This window comes from Microbacterium sp. B24, assembly GCF_000333415.1.
Taxonomy (GTDB): Bacteria; Actinomycetota; Actinomycetes; order Actinomycetales; family Microbacteriaceae; genus Microbacterium.
In genome coordinates, this window is sequence record NZ_BADB01000381.1 from 21010 (window position 1) to 40299 (window position 19290).

Genomic DNA, 19290 nt, shown 5'->3' on the forward strand with positions numbered 1-19290 from the left:
CGCGCGTCAGCTGACCGAACGACGGAGGGCGTCGGCGACCCAGCGGGCATAGCTGTGCCAGGGCGGGATGCCGTCGGCGAGCGCCGCCGCATGCGCGCGCAGTTCGGGCGCGGCACGGAACCACTCGCCGCCCTCGCGCAGGGGCGCGAACTGCTCATGACGCGCGCGCTCGACCGCGCGGCCGCCGAGCTCGAACGCCAGCAGCTCCTGATGCCAGATCGCGGCGAGGCGCTGGCGTGGCTCGCGACTGGTGCCGATCTTGATGCGCTCTTCCCACCGCAGGTAGTAGACGACCTCGACGCGCGGGCGCGGCAGATCGGGATCGGGGCTGTCGCCGAGCCGCCACCCGCACACCGGACAGGTCAGGATGCCGTCGGCATCCGCCTCTGGCCGTGCGAGCCCGCACAGCACGCACTCCTCCCGCCGCGACACCCCCGCACGCTACCGCGCCCCGCCGACACCCGCGGCTGCCGACCCCGACCGCCCTCGACCGACCCCCGACCGCCCTCCGACCGCGACCCGACCGCCCTCCGACCGCGAGACACCGTCTGCGCACCGAAACACCGGTTGTGGCCAGGTGTCTCGGTGCAGAACCGGTGTCTCGCGGACGAGGAGGGATGCCGCGGGTCAGCGCGCGGGCGGATCACCGCGCGCGGTCGGATCACCGCGCGGGGGCGGATCAGCGCTTGCCGACGATCTGTCGCGACACGATGTCGCGCATGATCTCGTTCGTGCCGCCGTAGATGCGGTGCACGCGGGCGTCGAGATAGGCGCGCGCGATCGGGTACTCGGTGATGTAGCCGTAGCCTCCGTGCAGCTGCACGCCGATGTCGAGCAGCTCCGCTTCACGATCGGTCGACCAGAACTTGACCTTCGCCGCCTCTTCGGCCGTGAGCTTCTTGTCCTTGTAGAGCATCATCGCGCGATCGTTGTAGGTCCACATGACATCGACCGTGGTCGCCATGTCGGCGAGCAGGAACCGGGTGTTCTGGAAGTCGGCGATCCGCTCACCGAACGCCTCCCGGCTGAGCACGTAGTCGCGGGTCCACACGAACGCGGCCTCGCCCGCAGCCGCAGCCGCGACACCGATCGACAGACGCTCGAGCGGCAGGTTCATCATGAGCTGGATGAACCCCATGCCCTCCTTGCCGCCGATGAGGTTCGCTTCCGGGACGAACACGTCGGTGAAGCTGAGCTCCGCGGTGTCCCACCCGTGGAAGCCCATCTTCTCGAGCTTCTTGCTGTGGTCGAAACCCTCCATGCCGTCTTCGAGGATGAGCAGGCTGAAGGCATCCGGCCGGTTGCCCTCGCCGGTCTTCACGAACGTGACCACCATGTCGGCGGTCTTCCCCGAGGAGATGAACGTCTTCGCGCCGTTGACGAGATAGCCGCCGTCGACCTTCTTCGCGGTCGTCTTGATGCCGCGCAGGTCGCTTCCGGCGCCGGGCTCCGTCATCGCGAGCGCGCCGAGGATCTCGCCCGTCGCCATGCCGGGCAGCCACTTCTCCTTCTGCTCCTGCGTTCCCATGTGAACGATGTACGGCACGGCGAGGTCGTCCTGGATGCCGAAGGCACCGGCGAGCGAGCCCTGCCCGGCTCCGATGGTCTCCTCCAGGACGATCGAGCGGAATCGATAGTCCTGCAGCATGCCGGCGCCACCGAACTCCTCGGGCACGCTCAAACCGATGATGCCGGCTTCGCCGGCCGCGAGCATGGTCGCGCGGTCGATCTCACCGTCCGCCTCCCACTGCTTGCGCTTCTCTTCGGTGGCGAAGCGCTTGAGGAACTCCTTCACGACGTCACGGAACGCCTCGTGGTCCTCGTCGTAGATCTCGCGCTCCATGGTGCGCCCGTCCTCTCGTCGTCGAGTGTGGAATCTGCCGGATGCCGCGGGACGAATCCCGGATGCCGGTGGCATCGCATCCCAGCATCCATGGTACTGGGTTTCACCCCGAGCGTGGCGCTCGACAATCAGTAGTCCGGCGCCGCCGGCAGGCCGAAGAAGTCCTCGAGAGTGTGGAAACCGCCGTCGCGGTAGGCCTTCGCCAGCGCGGGGCCGATGTAGCGCAGGTGCCAGGGCTCGGCCTCGTAACCGGTGATGGAGGTGTAGCCCTCTTCGTAACGGACGACGAAACCGAATCGCCAGGCGTTCGCGGCGACCCAGGCGCCTTGGCGCGTACCGCCGAACGCTTCGATGGCACCGCAGCCGCCGTCGCAGGCTGCGACATCGGTGGCGAGTCCCGTCTGGTGCTCGCTGAAGCCGGGGCGGGCGCTCTGCTGATCGGCGACGTCGCGACCGAGCGAGTTCACGTACCCGTTGTAGGTGCGCGTCTGGGACGCGAACGATCGGTAGGCGCTGTTGAGGCCGATCGCCCCGACGCCCTCCTGAGCGGCGGCGGCGACGAGAGCCGTCAGCGCCTGCGCCGCCGCGGGCTGCAGCCTGCCGTCGACCGTGCGCTGCATGTCGGCGGGCGCGACCAGCTCCGTGGGCTCGACATCCAGCGGGTTCAGGGGCCGCTTCTTGTCGACGACGATCCAGAGCCGATGCGGGTCGCCGAGATCGATGCAGGGTGCGGAGCCGGCGACGACGGCGTCGCGGAAGGCCGCACCGCCACCGAAGGCGGCGATGACGTCCTCGTCCTGCCCCGCGGCGAGCGCTGCGACCACGGCGGGGTCGTCGCACAGCGCCGCAGCGCCGGTCTGCGCAGGTACCGGCAGACCCGTGGCCCGCGGCGCCGTCGCGTCGGCTCCGCTCGGCAGAGCGACGGCGGCCACCGCGCTCGCTGTGGTCGCGGCGCCACTCGGGCCGCGCGCGCCACTGAGAGAGAAGGCCGAGATGCCGACGACGGCCGCAACGGCCCAGAACACGATCGCGAACGCCGTCCATCGCACGCGCAGGGGCACCTTCGCGAGCCACTCACGGCGCGCCCGCGGGCGCGGCGCAGCGGCGCGCGCGGCGCGGCGACTGGTCGGCTGCTCGGGGTGCGGCACCCGCCTATTCTGCACGCCGAGCCCGTGCGACACCTGCCCGTTGCACATCTGTCGTATATCTGTTCGAATGTACGTCATGCGGTGGCGTGGACAGAGTATCGATGCGGCGGATGCCGCTGCCTTGCCCGGCATGGAGCGCCTCGACGGTCTGGTCCGCACCGTCACGACCCCGGAGTTCGCCGGGATGACCTTCCACGAGGTGGCGGCCAAGTCGGCGTTGAATCATGTGCCCTCGGCATCCGCGATGCCGTTCGACTGGACGGTGAACCCGTACCGTGGCTGCAGCCACGCCTGCTCGTACTGTTTCGCACGGGGCACCCACACCTACCTCGACCTCGACGCCGGGCGCGATTTCGACGAGCAGATCGTCGTGAAGGTCAACGTGGCCGAGGTCCTACGCCGCGAACTGGCCGCGCCGTCGTGGCAGCGGCAGCCGGTGGCGCTCGGCACCAACACCGACCCGTATCAGCGCGCCGAGGGGCGTTATCGGCTCATGCCCGAGATCATCGATGCCCTCGCGGCGAGCCGAACGCCGTTCTCGGTGCTCACCAAGGGCACGCTGTTGCGCCGCGACCTGCCGGTGCTCGCGGAGGCGCGGCGTCGCGTGCCCGTACACCTCGCGATGTCGATCGCCATGCCCGACGAGCGGCTGCGGCAGACACTCGAGGCCGGTGCACCGACGTTCCAGGCACGCCTGGACACCGTGCGGGCGGCGACCGAAGCCGGATTCGCCGTGACTGTGTTCCTGATGCCGATCGTGCCGCACCTGACCGACTCCGTGGCGGTGCTCGACGACACGATTGCGCGCATCGCGGCATCCGGCGCCGTGCGCGTCGTCTTCGGGGCACTGCACCTGCGTCCCGGCGCCCGGGAGTGGTTCTGGCAGTGGCTGGAACGCGAGCATCCGGAGCTCGTGCCCGCTTATCGAGGGCTCTACCCCGGCGCGACGGTCTACGCGCCGGTCGGGTACCGGAAGTGGCTGGCGGCCCGCGTGCGTCCGCTGCTGCGACGGCACCGTCTCACCGGTGGTCCGGAGGACGAGGTCGAGACGCGGCCGGCGCGACCGGGTCCGGTGCGGACGACCGCGCGGGCAGCGGCATCATCGTCAGTCGCGGCATCCGCCCCGGCGATGCTGTTCTGACAGGAGTCAGCTGATGCTGTGCTTCGCAGCATCGAGAACCAACGGCGCGATCCGTGCGGCCGGTCCGAGTGAACCGCCCGCGAACCACATTCCTCCGACGACGACGTAGACGGTGGACCGAAGGTACTCGCCTCCGCTCTGCTCATAGGAGAATGCGGCCGCCCCGGTGATGCCGGAGTCGACACTCACGTACTCGGGAGTCGATCGCAGCGCAGAGAGCAGGCTCGCCGCCGCCGAATCGGAGATCCGATAGGCGCCCAACGCGACATACGCCTCGGTGGCCAATTCCGGCCACCACAAGCATTGCAGCTTCTCCGTCGCCTCGGCAGCCGTCGCCTGCGCCTGCGGGCCCGGGACGATGTCTTCGACGGTCGGATCCTCGGAGGCGGCGCTCCACGAGTTCCCCATCGCCGCCGATACGGCCTCGTCCGTCGCGAGCTGATCGCACGTGCCTGGCATCTTCGCGACGAGGGACGGCGACGAAGGCGCGGCTGAGGGTGACACCCCGGGGGAAGATGCCTGAGGTGAGCCCGAACCTGTCGGGGCGGGCGGCGGCGTGGGCGCCGTCGACGCCGCACATCCGCTGAGAAGAACGACAGATGCGGCGAGCAAAGCTCCCAGAGACAGCCGAGTCACCCGCCCAGACTACGGGGACTCGGTGCTGTTCTGACGGAATGACGGAGGGGCCGCGGCGCGAACGCCACGGCCCCTCCGCCTCGAGAGCGCGTCGAACTCAGCGGTCGATGTGCGCTGCCTGACGTCCCGAGATCTCCTCGAGCACGTCGTCGCCCGGACGCGCATCCTCGAACGGGGCATCGATCTCGGCGCGGTCGAGCATCTCCGTCATGCGACGGCGGCGCTGACGCGGAATCAGGGTCACGACGGTTCCGACACGACCGGCGCGACCGGTACGACCGGAGCGGTGCAGGTAGGTCTTGTACTCGTCGGGCGCGTCGGCCTGGACGACGAGGTCGATGTCGTCGACGTGGATGCCGCGCGCGGCGACATCGGTGGCGACGAGCACGCTGACCCGACCGGACGTGAGGCGCTCGAGGTTGCGCGTGCGCTTGGCCTGGTTCAGGTCGCCGTGGAGGGCGACGGCGTGGATGCCGGCGTCGTCGAACTGCTCGGCGAGCATCTCGGCGTAGGCCCGGGTGCGGGCGAACACGAGGGTCTTGCCGGCGCGGTCGACGAGCGCGGTGAGGATCTCCGCCTTGTCGCGGTGGTCGATGACGAGCACGCGGTGGTCGATCGTGCCGGAGTCCTGGTCTTCGCCGGCGACCTCGTAGACGGCGGGGTCGACGAGGAACTCATCGACGAGGGCCGCGACCTCGCGGTCGAGGGTCGCCGAGAAGAGCAGCTTCTGCGCGTCGGGGTCGACGAGCCGGAGGATCCGCTGCATCGGCTCGAGGAAGCCGAGCTCGCTCATGTGATCGGCTTCGTCGAGCACGACGATGCCGACCTCGGAGAGGTCGAGCTTGCCCTGGTTCTGCAGGTCTTCGATGCGTCCGGGAGTGCCGATGATGATGTCGACGCCCTTCTTCAGCGCCCCGACCTGGCGCCCGGCGGGCACGCCGCCGTAGATCTGCGTGGTGAAGAGGCCGACGCTGCGGGCGATCGGCTGGATGGTGCGGTCGATCTGCAGCGCGAGCTCGCGCGTCGGGGCGAGGATCAGGGCCCTCGGGCTGCGGCCGAACGCGCGACGCTTGCCGGCCTGGCTGCGCAGCACCGCCTCGACGAGCGGCGCGCCGAATGCGATGGTCTTGCCCGAACCGGTGCGGCCGCGGGCGAGCACGTCCTTGCCCGCGAGGATCGGCGCGATCGTGGCGGCCTGGATGGGGAACGGGGCCGCGGCGCCGAGCTCGGCGAGGGTCCGCACGATGTTGTCACCGAGACCGAGGCTCGCGAAGCTCACGTCCGCGACCTCTTCGGCCTGCACGGCCTGCGCCTGCAGCTTCTCGTGCACGACATCGGCGTGCTCCTCATAGGCCTTGCGCGCCGCGGCATCCTTTGCGTCGGAGTTCCAGTCGGAACGGTTGCCGCCGGTGCGAACCGGGCGGTCGTCGCGGCGCGGACGGTCGTAACTCCTCCGATCCGCATCTCGCGCGGCGAAATCAGGGCGCTCGCGTCGATCCGAGCGCGAGGTGGAGGAGTGGCGTCCGCGGTCGTCGAACGAACGAGCCGGACGGTCGTCGAACGAACGAGCCGGACGGTCGTCGAACGAACGAGCCGGACGGTCGTCGCGACGGGGACGTTCCGCGTCTCGGAAGTCGCGGCCTTCGCGCTGCGCACGCGCGCCATCGCGACCGCCGCGCGTGGAATCTGCGGAACTGCGGCCATAGCCACCGCGCTCGTCGCGGCGCGGGCGGTCGTCGAACGAACGAGCCGGACGATCGTCACGACGCGGGCGGTCGTCGAAGGAACGAGCCGGACGATCGTCACGACGCGGGCGGTCGTCGAAAGAACGAGCCGGACGATCGTCGCGCGCGGGGCGGAAGCCGTCGCGGTCATCACGACGCGGGCGCTCGCCGTTGGCGCGCGAGCGGATGCCGCGAGCCTCGTCGCGTCCGGCCCGCTCCTGGGCGCTCCAGCGCTGCTTCGGCGCAGTACCCGACTCCGCGGCCTCGGCCGGACGGTAGCCGCGGTGGCTCGGGCTCTTGCTGCCGGGCTTGCCCGCGGAGGACTGTCCGGGGCGACGCTTGGCGTCCTGGTAGCTGGTCTTCGCGCCGTAACGCGGCTCGAAGTTCTGGGCGCGGCCGCCGGCCGGCTTCTTGCTCTTGGGCATGGTGTTCTTCCTGGGTTTTCTCGCGCGAGAACAGCGCCGCCGCGCAGCGAGAGCCGGAGCGACCAGGAGGCCGGACGGACCGGGGCGGCGGGCAACCCGGTGGTCCGGGGGCCATTCAACAGTGATGGTCATGCGCGTCGATCGACGCTCACCATCGGCCCCTTGGACTCACAAACCCACCCGCGCCTCAGCGCGGTGTCCAGAGCCGACGACACCACTGTACCCGGTCCAGCTGTGAGAGTGCCGGTCAGGAAGCGCCTACCGCGACGTTCTCTGCCTCATCGCGCGTTCGCGGCGTGAAGGGCCGCAAGGGCGGCGGGAAGGTACCCGGAAAGCATGGCCGCTTCCTTGCTGTTGCCGACGACCGCGATCCACGTGTTCCCCTCGAAGGCGTAGCCGACCGCGCCATCAGCGATCTCACCCGCCACGTGAGCGGTGAAGACAGTGGCACCGTCGATCGCCGCTTCGGTGTAGTCCGCGCTGCTGCGCAACGCGGTGATCAGCTCGTCACGCACGTCGGTCGGAAGCTCGAGCAGACCCGCCTGGACGCCACCGTCCGAACCCCCTCGCACGCCCCAGGCGCACTGGCTGGCTCGCTCCGCCTTCGTGACGGCAGCGCGCGCCAGCGGGCCGGGAAGCCGCTGTTCAAGGGTCCAGCCAGGATCCGCGTACGCGACGGCGTCCGCCGAGAAGTACTTCTGCAGGACAGAGATCGGGATGAAGTCCTCGCACCGCGGAAAGACGAGCACCGCGCTCGCCGGCGGCGACGACGGCCCCGACCCCGACCCCGACCCCGAGGGCGATGGAGGCACGGCGCTCGCGCTGGAGGTTGAGTCTGGCGAAGCGGTCATGGCAACGGCATCGGGCGCAACGCCGGCGGCGCAACCGCTGAGTGCACCCGCGAGAGCCAGCGCCGCGATCGTTGCCGACAGAACGTTTCGTCGCATGCGGCCGAGCCTATCGACGACGCGACCGCCGGGGGTGCAGAGCGGCGGACCCGTCCGCGGAGGCCGCGGCATCCACGTCCGTCCCGTCGTCGCCGCCACCGGCCCGCCGGGCAGCCCGACGCTCGCGCGCACCCTCGACGAGGTTGTAGAGCGTCGGCAGCACGAGCAGCGTCAGCACGGTCGAGGAGACCAGTCCGCCGATCACGACGATCGCGAGGGGCTGCGAGATGAAACCGCCGTGGCCGGTGATGCCGAGCGCCATCGGCGTGAGGGCGAAGATCGTCGCCAGCGCCGTCATCAGGATGGGGCGAAGGCGTCGCGAGCCGCCCGCGACGGTCGCGTCATGGGTGCTGAGCCCTTTCTCGCGGTACTGGTTGACGAGGTCGACGAGCACGATCGCATTCGTGACGACGATGCCGATGAGCATCAGCACGCCGATCAGCGACGCGACGCCGAGCGGCACGCCGGTCGCGATCTGCAGGAGGATCGCGCCGGTGGCGGCGAACGGCACCGACACCAGCAGCAGCAGCGGCTGACGCAGCGACTTGAACGTCGCGACCATCACGATGTAGACGATGAGGATGGCCGCGAGCATCGCGAGGCCCAACTGGCCGAACGCGTCGGACTGCTGCGTCACCACACCGCCGACCTTCGCGGCCGCACCGGTCGGAAGGTCCAGGCCGGTCAGCGCCGTGCGGACGCTTGCGGAGGCGGTGTTCAGGTCGTCGGTCGAGGGCGACACGGTGACCGTCGCCGTCCGCTGACCACGCTGGGTCGTGATGGAGGTCGGCCCCTGGCTCTGCTCGACCGTCGCGACCTGATCGAGGCGGACGAGCCCGTTCGCCGAGGCGATCTGCAGTCCCTTGAGCTCGTCGATCGTCTTCGGCACCGACGACGACTGCAGGTAGACGGTGAGCGACGTGCCGTCGATCTCGACCGATCCGATCTGGCGCGGCTGCATCGTGTTCGAGACGAGTCCGCCGACGGCGACCTCCGACAGCCCCAGCTGCGCGGCCTTGGCGCGGTCGACCGTGACGGCGACGAAGGGGAGGGATGCCGAGAGGTTCGAGGTGACCTGGCCGATGCCGTTCTTGCCCTGCAGACCGGTGACGACCGCGTCGGTCGCGGTCTGCAGCGCATCGGCCGACGGCGCCGTCACGTCGACCTCGACATCCGTGGAGCCGAAGCCGCCCTGGCCGGACGAGACGGTGACGGTGCCGACGTCGGTGAGGTCGGCGAGCGCCTTCTCCACGTCGTTGCGCACGGTCACCTGATCGGCTGACGTGTCGGTGGTCACCGAGTAGGTGATGCCGGTGCTGCCCCCGCGGAACGCATCGCGTACGGCGGATCCGCTCGATCCGATCGAGGTCTGCACCGTGGTGATGCCGGCGACGCCCTTCAGCGCGGTCTCGACCTTCTTCGCGGCGGCATCCTCGGCGTCGAGGCTGGGGGCCTGGCCGACCTGCTGCGTGACGGTGAAGGTGTTCTGTCCGCTGTCGCCGAGGAAGTTGGTCTTCATGAACGGGGCCGCGGCGATCGTGCCGCCGAGCACGAGCACGGCGACCAACAGGGTCACCCACGAGTGCTTCAGGGTCCAGCCGAGAATCGGCAGGTACGCACGCTGCAGCCTGGACGGGGGCGCGGCGGGGTCTTCCGGGTCGATCGGGTCGCCCTCGGCATCGCGCACGGGCTTTCCGGGGCGCAGGAACCAGTAGGCGAGCACGGGAACGATCGTCAGCGCGACGAACAGCGACGCCGCCATCGCGATCGTCACGGTCATGGCGAAGGGCCGGAACAGCTCGCCGGTGACATCGCCCACGAACGCGATCGGCAGGAACACCGCGACGGTGGTGATGGTCGACGCCGTGATCGCGGCGGCGACCTCGCGAACCGCCAGCAGGATCGACGAGAGCTTTTCGGCACCCTCGACGTAATGGCGTTTGATGTTCTCGATGACGACGATGGAGTCGTCGACGACGCGGCCGATCGCGATCGTGAGCGCGCCCAGCGTCAGGATGTTCAGCGAGTAGCCGAAGGCCTGGATGCCGACGAAGGTGATGAGGACGCTCGTCGGGATGGAGATCGCGGTCACTAGCGTCGAGCGCACCGACAGCAGGAAGACGAGGATCACGAGCACCGCGAAGACGAGGCCAAGCAGACCCTCCTGTGCCAGCGACTCGATCGACTGCTCGATGTAGGGCGCCTGGTCGAAGACGACGCTGAAGCTCGCGTCGCCGCCGATGTCGCTCTGCAGCTTCGGCAGCAGGGCCGTGACCGCTCGGCTGACGTCGACGGTGTTGGCGGAGGGCAGCTTGGTGATGGAGATGGTCAGCGCGGGCTCGCCGTTCACGCGCGAGATCGAGGTCACGGGGTCTTGCGCGAGCGCCACGGTGGCCACATCGCCGATCTTCAGGGGACCGTTCTTGGCCGCCCCCTCGAACTGGGCCGCCGAGGTGGGCACGAGCGGCAGCGCCGAGATCTGGTCGACCGATGTGAGCTTGCTGCCGGTCTGCACCGTGAGCGTCTGGTCGCCCTCGGTGACCGTGCCCCCCGGGAAGAGCACGCCGTTCTGCTTGAGGGCGTCGGTGAGTGCCGTCTGGGTGAAGCCGGCGGCAGCGAGCTTCGCCTGATCAGGGGTGATCGTGACCCGCTGGCCCTGGCCGCCCACGATCGTGGCGGCGCTGACGCCCTTGACGTCTTCGAGGTCGGGGATCGTGCTGGCCTGCAGTTGGGCCTGGATCGTCTTCTCATCGCCGTAGCCGGTGACGGCGAGGGCGATGACGGGCAGATCGTCGATCGAGAAGGAGACGACGTTGGGTTCGACACCGGTGGGCAGCGTCGACTTGATGCGGTTGATCGCCTGCAGGATCTTCTGCTCCGCGGTCGCCAGGTCGGTTCCGTAGGTGAAGGACGCCTGGATGATCGAGGCGTTCGTGGTGCTCGTCGCCGTCGTGGACTCGAGTCCCGGAATGCCCTGGATCGCCGTCTCGATGGGCGTCGATACGTCGTTGTTGACCACATCGGGCGACGCGCCGGGGTACGTCGACAGGATCGACAGCTGGGGGAACTCGACCGAGGGGATGAGCTCCTGCTTGAGGCTCGTGAGGGCGAGGCCGCCGAAGATCGCCGCGACGATCGTGATCAGGGCGATCAGCGCCCGGTTCTTCAAGCTCAGGACGGCGAGATGCGACACGGAAAACCCTTGCTGTCGGAAGGCGCGGACGAAAAACCGATACACGCGTGTATCCGCCTCATTCTCGCACGCGGACAGACGGCGGGCGGCGACGGAAGCCGGGGGATAACCCGAGAATCCGGACGCTCGGCACCCACGGGCGTCGACGCTCAGCGCGGGAAGAGCTCGCCGATGACGAGGCCGGCGGCGGCGGCGATCAGGGAGAGCACGAGCGTGCCGATGAGATTGACCCAGGCCCAGTCACGGCGACCCCGCTCCGCCAGCAGCGCCGTCTCCGTGGACACCGTGCTGAACGTCGTGAAGCCCCCCAGTACGCCCACGCCCAGAATGCTCGCCCATGCCGGCGCCACGTTCGGCCCGAGACCGGTGACGAGCCCCAGCAGGAAGGAGCCGAGCACGTTCACGAGAAGGATGCCGATCGGGAACGCGCCCGATCGCCCGCGCATGATCGCGGCATCCATCAGGTAGCGCGCACCGGCGCCCAGTCCTCCGCCGACGACGAGTGCCGCCATCTCGACGGGGTTCACTCGGCATCCTCCGGACGCTCGACCTCGCCGGGACGGTCGGCGATGCGCCGCCCGGCCGCCAGTCCCACCACGGCGGCGAAGACGCCGCCGAACAGCGAGACCACGACGAGGATGATGCCGATGTAGGGCGACGCGCTCGAGGTTGAGAGGGTCTGCACGGCGAACGCGCTGTACGTCGTGAACCCGCCCATGACTCCCGTCCCGAGGAAGAGTCGAGCGCGCGGATGCCGATCGGCGAACCAGCCCACGATGACGCCCAGCAGCAGCGATCCCAGCAGGTTGATGACGAGCGTGACGGCCGGCACGACCAGCGGATGCGGGTCGACGGCTGCCAACGGCACCACGACGACGGCGCGGATCGCGACGCCGATCATGCCGCCCAGGATCACCAGCGCGAGGGCGACCGGCGAGAACCAGCGGGGACGAGTCACGTCCGCAGACTAGCGTCGCCTCACGGACCCAGCAGCGCACGGATCGCCGATTCCGGCGAAACCGTCGTGTCCAGCAGTTCACCGCGTCGATACCGCGCGAACACGCGGGGATCGATGTACGAGCTCTTGGCCACCGTCGGCGTGTTGCCCAGGGCCGCGGCCGCCGCCTTGACGGCGAGCACCTCGGCGCGTTTGCGATCGGCTTTCGTGGTGGTGGTCCCGATGCGCGCCAGCGCGTCGGCCGCGAGGATGGTGCCGCGCAGCGTGCGGAAATCCTTCGCGGTGAAGCTGCCGCCGGTCATGGTCCGGACGTACACATTGACGTCCCGCGGGGTCAGGGCAACGCGCCGGCGGCCGCGCGCGTACGCCAGAAGAGGTGCAGCCGGCCGACCCGCAGCGAGCATCTCGACGACGACGGCGAGGTCTTCGTCGTCCACGTCGAGGCTCTGCCGCTTGCCGCTCTTGCCGGGAAAGCGCAGGCTCGTGACGGTGCCGCTGACCGCGGCATCCCGCCGCTGCAGCGTGGTGAGCCCTCGGCTGCCGTGCGCGGTGAAGTACCGCTCGCTGCCCACTCTCGGCGCCGCCTGGTCGAGCAGGCGAAACGCGGTCGCGAGCACCCGCTCGCGGTCGAGGTCCTCGCGGCGCAGCGACGCGGTGATGCGCCCGCGGGCGCGCGGCAGGCTCTCGGCGAGCTGCAGCGCCCGCGCGTACTTGCCCTTGTCGCGGGTGGTCGACCAGTCCGGGTGGTAGAGGTACTGCATCCGTCCGGCCTCATCCACGCCGGTGGCCTGGATGTGGCCGTTCGCGGCGGCGCAGATCCACACGTCGTTCCACGCCGGGGGGATGACGAGCGCGACCACGCGCTCGCGCTCCGCGGCAGGGAGGGCGGCGCCGTCGGCATCCACGTAGCGGAATCCCGAACCGGAGCGTAGGCGCCGGTAGCCGAGGTCGCGTCCGGGGCGGACGCGGCGCAGGCGCGGCACGTCAGGAGTCTCGAAGCATGTCGATGAGCTGCGCCTTGCGCGCACCGGAGTACCCGCGGATGCCGAGTTCCTTCGCGCGAGCGCGCAACTCGGCCACCGTCCAGTCCTCGTACGAGCCGGACTCGCCACCCCGTCGCCCGACGGCCTTCCGGCCGTCCCGCGCGGCGGCGTTGGAGATGCGCGCCGCTTTCTGCTTCGATGCGCCGTCCTTGCGCAGCTCCTCGTAGAGCTCGGGATCCTTCAGCGAAGGAGGTGTGCTGTTCTGTGGCATATACCCGCCCTACCGCAGGTGCGAAGGCCGCGGCAAGGGGGGTGCCTCCCCCGCGGAACGGGACTAGTTTCAGGGGGTCATGGAGTCCCCCGAGAATGGAGCAATCACATGAATCTCGCTCTGATCATCATCATCGTCGTCGCGATCGTGCTCGCCATCGTCGGTGGCATGAACGCCGCCCTGAACTGGCTGCTGTGGGTCGCCCTGATCGTCGCCGTGATCGCGATCATCGCGTTCCTGCTGCGACTCGTTCGCGGCGGTCGCGCGTAGCGACGTCGCACAACCGGACAACGCGCCGGCTCACCTCACGGTGGGCCGGCGCGTCCGCGTTGTGGGGACCTCGTCCCGCTCCGTTCGTCCGGTCCTTCTCGTCGCTGACGCCGCCCGCCGCCGGCAAGAAGGGACGGATCAACCGGGAAGTCGGACGAACACGCTGGCAAATCGAGATATATCGTGTTACTCTCGGATAACGCGATATATCTCGAATCGCCTCACGTCAGGAGAAACAGATGACTCTGGAGAAGTGGCTCATCAAGCCGGGCGAGACCCGGGTGATCGACCTCGAAGACATCCGCAAGCTGAAGGTGGGCCTCGTCGGCGGCCAGATCGACGTCGTCGCGCACGACGAGCCCGGCGTGCGCATCGAAGTGCACGCCGTCACGATCAAGGACCTCCGCATCGAGGCCTCCGGCGACGTGGTGGAGATCGACCATCCGCAGCTGCGCTGGGACAACTTCCTCGAGGTGTTCCGCAACTTCGGCTCCGGCGGGCCCAAGGCGGAGATCAGCGTCGCGGTCCCCCGCGGCATCCTGCTGACCCTCGGCGTCGTCTCCGCGAGCGCGCTCGTGTCGGGCCTCGCCTCGGGCGCGCGCCTGAACACCGTCTCCGGCGACATCATCGTCGACGGCCTCACCGGCGACCTGTCGGTCAACGCCGTCTCGGGCGACGTGCAGATCCGCGGCCTCGACGGCGCACTCAGCGCCAACTCGGTGTCCGGCGATGTGGCGGCCACCGGCAGCATCCGCAAGGCGACGATCGACACCGTCTCGGGCGGCATGCTCGTCGACTCGACCGATCGGGTCGACCTGGTCAGCCTCAACACCGTGTCGGGCGACGCGACCGTGCGTCTCGACGAGGGCCACCCGGCCAACTTCGTGCTCCGCAGCGTCAGCGGGCGGCTCGTGGTCGACGGCGTCAAGCGCTCGAGCTCTGGGCCCTCGAACTACGTCGACTCCGTCGGGGAGCTCAGCGGCAGCTTCGCCGACGTGCGCGCGAACTCGGTCTCGGGCGACGTCACGGTGCTGCGCCGCTCGTCGGCCGCTCCGGATGCCGCGGCATCCGCGACCGCCGAGGAGAACTGAGCATGCCTCCCGTCTTCTCGCACGGCGATCTGCGCCTCTACCTGCTGAACCTGCTCGACGAGTCGCCGCGCCACGGCTACGACTTGATGCAGGCGTTGTCAGATCGCACCGGCGGAACCTATACGCCCAGCGCCGGCACCATCTATCCCCGACTGTCGAAGCTCGAGGAGGAGGGCCTGGTCACCAAGACCGTGGACGGCCGCAAGACCGTCTACGCGATCACCGAGGCGGGGCGCGCCGAGGTGGCCGCTCGCGCCCACGAGCTCGAGGGGATCGAGGCGGGGCTTGCCGACAGCGTGCGGCTGATCGCCGACGAGGTCCGCGGCAGCGTCCGCGAGGCGATGAGGAGCCTCCGCGCCGATCTCGCCGCTTCGGCGCAGTCGGAACGAGACAACGCCGACCGTGACCGCACCGGCGCACGCGCCTCGGCATCCGCGTCGGGGGGGGACGAGGCGCGGCAGTCGTCGCGAGAGCAGATGAGGCGGGCCGAGGCGATCGTGGGCGAGTTCCGCGCCACGGTGCGCGCGGATCTGCGCACGCATCTGGCGCACGGCGGACAACTCGCGGCCGACGTCGTCGACGACCTGTCGCGCGCGCTGGACGACACCCTGGCCGCCCTGACCCGCGCACTCCGCTGACGCACGGGCCCGTCCGCTCTCGCCTTCTCCGCCGAGCCGCTATCTTTCCGCCGATCCGCCACACTCCGGCGTGTCAAAAGATGGCGGCTCGGCGAGTTCGTAGCGGCTCGCGGGGAGGGGGGAGGGGGCTACGACGCAGGCCAGAGGTCCTCGTCGTCGCCGACGGGGTCTTGCAGGGGGACGACGAGGATGGGGCGCGACTGACGGTGCGCCAGACGGGCGGCGACCGAGCCCGTGAAGAACTCGCGGATCGACTCTCCGAACCCGCGGCGGCGGGTACCGACGACGATCAGGCGCGCCTGCGCCTTCTCGGCGAGGTGCTTGATCGCCAGAGCCGGGTCGCCGACGAGCTGGGTGACGCTCCACTCGATACCCGAGCCTTCCAGCGCGGATGCCGCGACGCCCTCGACCGCACTCAGCTGCGCCTCCCCGATGGCGAGGTCGATGTCGATCGGCGCGGTGTGCATATAGCCGTCCGGATCCTCGTACGTGACGAAGCGCGTGACGTCGACGTGGGCGACGATCAAGGGCGCCGAGAAGAGCTTCGCGTACCGGGCTGCTTCTTTGAGAACGCGAGTCGGCTGGTCGGGAATGACGCCGACGATCACCGCCCGCTGAGGAACCGGACTCTCGTCTGTTTCGGCCATGCGACCTTCCCCGTCCTCCCCCGCACCGCGAGGCGCCGGGGGCACCGTGTTATTCTGAATGCTACTCTTCCCGGCAGGAAGCCGGATCGTCAATCGCATCGTGAATGCGCCGGACGAAATGCGGGAAACCCGCATCGTCCGTGACTCAGAAATGAGGGGGTCTCGCATGGGGCGTGGCCGTCAGAAAGCGAAGCACACCAAGATCGCTCGCGAGCTGAAGTACGACACCTACAACGTGAACTACTCCGCGCTCGAAAAGGAGCTCGGACACCACGAGGAAGACCCGTACGTCGACAAGTGGGCCGACCAGTACGCCGACGACGAGGACGAGCTGGAGACAGCCTGACGCTCTTCCGGCGGCCTCGGCCGGCGCCGTCGTGTGGGTGATGTGATCCGTCGGCGACGTGATCAGTGCCGCGGCCCCGCTGCGGCCGCTCGCGCGGGACGCAGGGTGAGGATCATCGCGACCCCGGCGACCGCCAGGATCACCGCCGAGGCGATGACCGCGGCGTGGAAGCCCTCCGTCACCGACGCCGCCGACACGGCGATCGCGCCGAGCACGGCGGTGCCGAAGCCGCCGCCCAGGTCGTAGGAGATCTCCTCCAGCGCGGCCGCTCCGCCCACTTCGTGCAGGCCGGCCGACGACACGATCAGATCGTTCGCCCCGACGGCGGCGATCTCGATCGTCAGTCCTGCCAGTCCGGTCGCGACGGCGAAGACGGCCAGGTGCACGGGGTCGGGCGCGAACGCGACCGCCGCCAGCGCCGCCCCCGCGACGATGAGGGCACTCGAGATCGCCGCGCGATGACCGAGGCGCCGCAGGAACCACGGTGAGAGCAAGGCGCCCACCAGGGTGGCCAACGCGAGCGGGATCAGCGCGATCGCGGCATCCAGGGGTTCGAAGCCGCGCCCCAGCTGCAGGTATCTCGCGAACTGCAGTTCGAGGCCGACGATGGCGAACATCGCCAGCGCGACCGCGATCAGCGCACTGGAGAACGCGCGATTGCGAAAGAGTGCGACATCGAGCATCGGCGTCCGTCGCTCACGCACCATCGCGCGCTGTCGCCGGACGAAGAGCGTGCCCAACCCGGCCGCGACGACCAGTCCGCCGAGGACGAGGTCGACGTGGTGTTCGGCCAAACTATTGATCGCCACGGCCGCCGCCAGCACCGCTCCGATCGCGAGCCCCTGGCTGACGAGGTCGGTGCTGCCCGGCCGCGTGGAGCGCGACTCCGGAACGAACGCCGCCGCCGCGATGATGACGAGCGCGCACAGCGGCACGTTGATGAGGAACACCGCACCCCACGTGCTGTGCTCGACGACGAAGCCGCCGATCACGGGTCCCGCCGCCGCCGCGGCGGCGGACGACATCGACCAGATCGCGACGGCGCGCACGCGCTTGTCTCGATCGGGGTAGGCGACGCGAAGCAGCGACATCGTCGAGGGGAGAACCCCTGCGGCGCCGACGGCCATCGCGGCCCTCGCCGCGATAAGCAGCTGCGGGCTGGAGGCGAAGGCCGCGGCCGCCGACGCGAGCGCGAAGACGACGAGCCCGCCGACCAGGAACGCGCGCCGCCCGTACCGATCGCTCGTGACGCCCGCCGACAGCAGCAGGGGCGAGATGACGAACGGGAAGATGTCGATGATCCACAGCAGCTCGGTGTCGGTGGCGCCCAGGTCGCGGGCGATGGTCGGCGCGACGACGTGAAGGATGGTCACGTCGATGGACACCAGCGCGAGCGCGCCGCAGACCGTCGCCAGCACGAGCGCCGGGTGCGCCCTCAGCGCCCGTCGCTCGGCGGGGGCACGTCCCTTCGGTGACGCGTCATGCTCATCCACGCGACCATCGTGGCGGAAAGGTCGCCCTCACGCACGTCCACTCACCACGCGCCGTGGCGACGTTCCCACTCGTCCTCGATCGTGCGCGGCCGCGTGACGACGAGGCCGGTCGGAATCGTCGCGAGGAACAGCAGACCGAAGACCACGAGCACCGGCTGCCACTGCCCGGTCGCCTCATGGACGACCGCGAACATCAGCGGGAACAGCGCGGCGATGCCGTACCCGACGCTCTGCGCGAAGCCGCTGAGCGCGACGGCGCCCTCGTGGGTGCGCGAGCGCAGCTGGATGAGCACCAGCACCGCCGGGAACAACGCCTGCGGCGTTCCCAGCAGCACGACCCAGAGGACCGTGGCCGTCCCGGGCGCGATCAGCATTCCCGCCACGCCCGAAAGCCCCGCGATCAGGGCGGCGGCGTACACGACGCCGACCCTGCGCCAGCGTGTGATCAGGATCGGCACGATGATCGACCACGGCAGTCCCATCGCGCCGAACAGCGACAGCAGCGCGCCGGCTTCGGCGTGCGAGACGCCCGCGACGTCGACGAGCACCACCGGCAGCCAGGCGAAGCACACATACACGCTCGCCGCGGAGATGCCGAACGTCCCCGCCAGCGCCCACGCGAGCGACAGCCGCGGCAGGCGTCCCAACACGCCGGGCGCCGGGGCGTCGAGATCCACCGCGGCGGGAGCCTGCGTGCGGGCGAGGTTCGCGCGCACCACGAGCGTCACCCAGGGCGCGACCGCCAGAAGCGCGAGGACCGCCCACATGCCCAGCGAGAACCGCCACCCCGCGGCATCCGCGACGGGCACCGCCACCAACGGCGGCACGAACGCGGCCATCGCGAGAAGGGCGGAGTACAGCGCGGTCATCGTGCCCACGCGGTCGGGGAAGTACGTCTTGATCAGTGGCGGCAGCACGACGTTGCCCACGCCCACCGCCGCGAACAGGACCGTCGTCGCCAGCAGCAGCGTGGCCGCGTCCATCGCGAGAGCGCGCGCGAGGAGGGCGGCCGTGACGATGAGCATGGATGCCGCCGCGAGCCGCTCCAGCCCGAACCGGCGTTCGAGCATCGGGGTCACGATGCCGAAGACGGCGAAGCAGACCGGCGGCGCGGTGCCGATGAGACCCACCACCCACGTCGGCACGGCGAAGTCGGCCTGCACCTCCGAGATGATCGGCGACAGCGCGGCGACGGCCGAACGCAGGGAGAACGCGACGAGCACGACGCCCACCAGCGCGAGGAGGCGTCCCCGCCAGAGGGAGCGCGGGCGGGGATCGGTCACCCGATCCAGCCTAGGGCGCGCGGGGAAGGGTCAGCTCTCCTGCGTGCCTTCGACCCAGGCGAGGTACTCCTCCGACACGGTGCCGGTGATGTAGCGCAACGCCGCGCAGCGATCTTCGTGCGCGGCGACGCGTGGGGGAAACGGATGATTTCCGCATCGCGTGCGGTCTCCCCGTTTCGCGGCGCGCGCTCCCGTGTCAAGATTCCGGCAGAATCCGGCGGACTCTAGAGGATCCCCGGGTCCGAGCTCGAAT

20 protein-coding genes are annotated in these 19290 nt (G+C 69.9%); 5 read left to right on the forward strand and 15 right to left on the reverse strand.

Features of this window, described 5'->3' with window-relative positions; translation table 11 throughout:
• Window positions 1-6 precede the first annotated feature (6 nt).
• From I5I_RS10380 to I5I_RS10390, 3 genes are all read right to left on the reverse strand, one after another.
• A complete protein-coding gene (locus I5I_RS10380; protein WP_036319161.1) occupies window positions 7-432 on the reverse strand; it encodes a GIY-YIG nuclease family protein in 426 nt (141 codons plus the stop codon).
• 247 nt (window positions 433-679) lie between these two features.
• Window positions 680-1843 (reverse strand): acyl-CoA dehydrogenase family protein, encoded by a 1164-nt coding sequence (locus I5I_RS10385; RefSeq protein WP_036319164.1) that lies wholly within the window; start codon window positions 1841-1843, stop codon window positions 680-682.
• A gap of 128 nt (window positions 1844-1971) precedes the next feature.
• Window positions 1972-2991: a M15 family metallopeptidase gene (locus tag I5I_RS10390; protein ID WP_239640088.1), complete on the reverse strand. Its 1020-nt coding sequence runs from the start codon at window positions 2989-2991 to the stop codon at window positions 1972-1974.
• 76 nt (window positions 2992-3067) lie between these two features.
• Between I5I_RS10390 and I5I_RS10395 the strand changes: the two genes are divergently transcribed.
• The gene (locus I5I_RS10395; protein WP_036319203.1) at window positions 3068-4132 is read left to right on the forward strand and encodes an Rv2578c family radical SAM protein; all 1065 of its coding nucleotides are present in this window, start codon (window positions 3068-3070) and stop codon (window positions 4130-4132) included.
• 6 nt (window positions 4133-4138) lie between these two features.
• On the opposite strand, the gene I5I_RS10400 is transcribed toward I5I_RS10395, so the two are convergent.
• The 8 genes from I5I_RS10400 to I5I_RS10435 form a co-directional block, all read right to left on the reverse strand.
• Window positions 4139-4591, reverse strand: coding sequence for a hypothetical protein (locus I5I_RS10400; RefSeq protein WP_036319167.1), 453 nt, complete (start codon window positions 4589-4591; stop codon window positions 4139-4141).
• Window positions 4592-4865: 274 nt separating this feature from the next.
• Window positions 4866-6917 carry a DEAD/DEAH box helicase gene (locus I5I_RS10405; protein ID WP_036319170.1) on the reverse strand — a complete coding sequence of 684 codons (2052 nt, stop codon included), beginning with the start codon at window positions 6915-6917 and terminating at the stop codon, window positions 4866-4868.
• Window positions 6918-7195: 278 nt separating this feature from the next.
• Window positions 7196-7864 (reverse strand): hypothetical protein, encoded by a 669-nt coding sequence (locus tag I5I_RS10410; protein ID WP_135949590.1) that lies wholly within the window; start codon window positions 7862-7864, stop codon window positions 7196-7198.
• 10 nt (window positions 7865-7874) lie between these two features.
• The gene (locus tag I5I_RS10415) at window positions 7875-11057 is read right to left on the reverse strand and encodes an efflux RND transporter permease subunit (RefSeq protein WP_036319174.1); all 3183 of its coding nucleotides are present in this window, start codon (window positions 11055-11057) and stop codon (window positions 7875-7877) included.
• Window positions 11058-11206: 149 nt separating this feature from the next.
• Window positions 11207-11584, reverse strand: a complete 378-nt coding sequence (crcB, locus tag I5I_RS10420) for a fluoride efflux transporter CrcB (RefSeq protein WP_036319175.1) — start codon at window positions 11582-11584, stop codon at window positions 11207-11209.
• The gene (locus I5I_RS10425; protein ID WP_239640089.1) at window positions 11581-12015 is read right to left on the reverse strand and encodes a fluoride efflux transporter FluC; all 435 of its coding nucleotides are present in this window, start codon (window positions 12013-12015) and stop codon (window positions 11581-11583) included. The genes crcB and I5I_RS10425 overlap by 4 nt, the downstream gene beginning before the upstream one ends.
• A 20-nt stretch (window positions 12016-12035) precedes the next feature.
• A complete protein-coding gene (locus I5I_RS10430; RefSeq protein ID WP_036319182.1) occupies window positions 12036-12998 on the reverse strand; it encodes a DNA topoisomerase IB in 963 nt (320 codons plus the stop codon).
• 1 nt (window position 12999) lies between these two features.
• On the reverse strand, window positions 13000-13269 hold the full coding sequence (locus I5I_RS10435) for a DUF7218 family protein (RefSeq protein WP_036319185.1): 270 nt from the start codon (window positions 13267-13269) through the stop codon (window positions 13000-13002).
• Between the two features lie 108 nt (window positions 13270-13377).
• Here I5I_RS10435 and I5I_RS17145 point away from each other — a divergent pair, with 108 nt between their 5' ends.
• From I5I_RS17145 to I5I_RS10445, 3 genes are all read left to right on the forward strand, one after another.
• Window positions 13378-13539: a hypothetical protein gene (locus I5I_RS17145; RefSeq protein WP_005054418.1), complete on the forward strand. Its 162-nt coding sequence runs from the start codon at window positions 13378-13380 to the stop codon at window positions 13537-13539.
• 239 nt (window positions 13540-13778) lie between these two features.
• Window positions 13779-14630, forward strand: a complete 852-nt coding sequence (locus tag I5I_RS10440; protein ID WP_036319187.1) for a DUF4097 family beta strand repeat-containing protein — start codon at window positions 13779-13781, stop codon at window positions 14628-14630.
• 2 nt (window positions 14631-14632) lie between these two features.
• A complete protein-coding gene (locus I5I_RS10445) occupies window positions 14633-15268 on the forward strand; it encodes a PadR family transcriptional regulator (RefSeq protein WP_036319190.1) in 636 nt (211 codons plus the stop codon).
• Between the two features lie 128 nt (window positions 15269-15396).
• On the opposite strand, the gene I5I_RS10450 is transcribed toward I5I_RS10445, so the two are convergent.
• Window positions 15397-15915, reverse strand: coding sequence for a universal stress protein (locus I5I_RS10450; protein WP_036319192.1), 519 nt, complete (start codon window positions 15913-15915; stop codon window positions 15397-15399).
• Between the two features lie 166 nt (window positions 15916-16081).
• On the opposite strand from I5I_RS10450, the gene I5I_RS10455 reads away from it, so the two are divergent.
• Window positions 16082-16261 (forward strand): DUF3073 domain-containing protein, encoded by a 180-nt coding sequence (locus tag I5I_RS10455; RefSeq protein WP_005054410.1) that lies wholly within the window; start codon window positions 16082-16084, stop codon window positions 16259-16261.
• A 62-nt stretch (window positions 16262-16323) separates the two neighbouring features.
• Here the strand turns inward: I5I_RS10455 and I5I_RS10460 are convergent, their stop codons facing one another.
• From I5I_RS10460 to I5I_RS16890, 3 genes are all read right to left on the reverse strand, one after another.
• Window positions 16324-17754 carry an MFS transporter gene (locus I5I_RS10460; RefSeq protein ID WP_051039575.1) on the reverse strand — a complete coding sequence of 477 codons (1431 nt, stop codon included), beginning with the start codon at window positions 17752-17754 and terminating at the stop codon, window positions 16324-16326.
• Between the two features lie 41 nt (window positions 17755-17795).
• Window positions 17796-19037 carry an MFS transporter gene (locus I5I_RS10465; RefSeq protein ID WP_036319195.1) on the reverse strand — a complete coding sequence of 414 codons (1242 nt, stop codon included), beginning with the start codon at window positions 19035-19037 and terminating at the stop codon, window positions 17796-17798.
• A gap of 30 nt (window positions 19038-19067) precedes the next feature.
• Window positions 19068-19290: hypothetical protein (locus I5I_RS16890; protein WP_148285532.1), on the reverse strand; the 223-nt coding region annotated here is incomplete at its 5' end.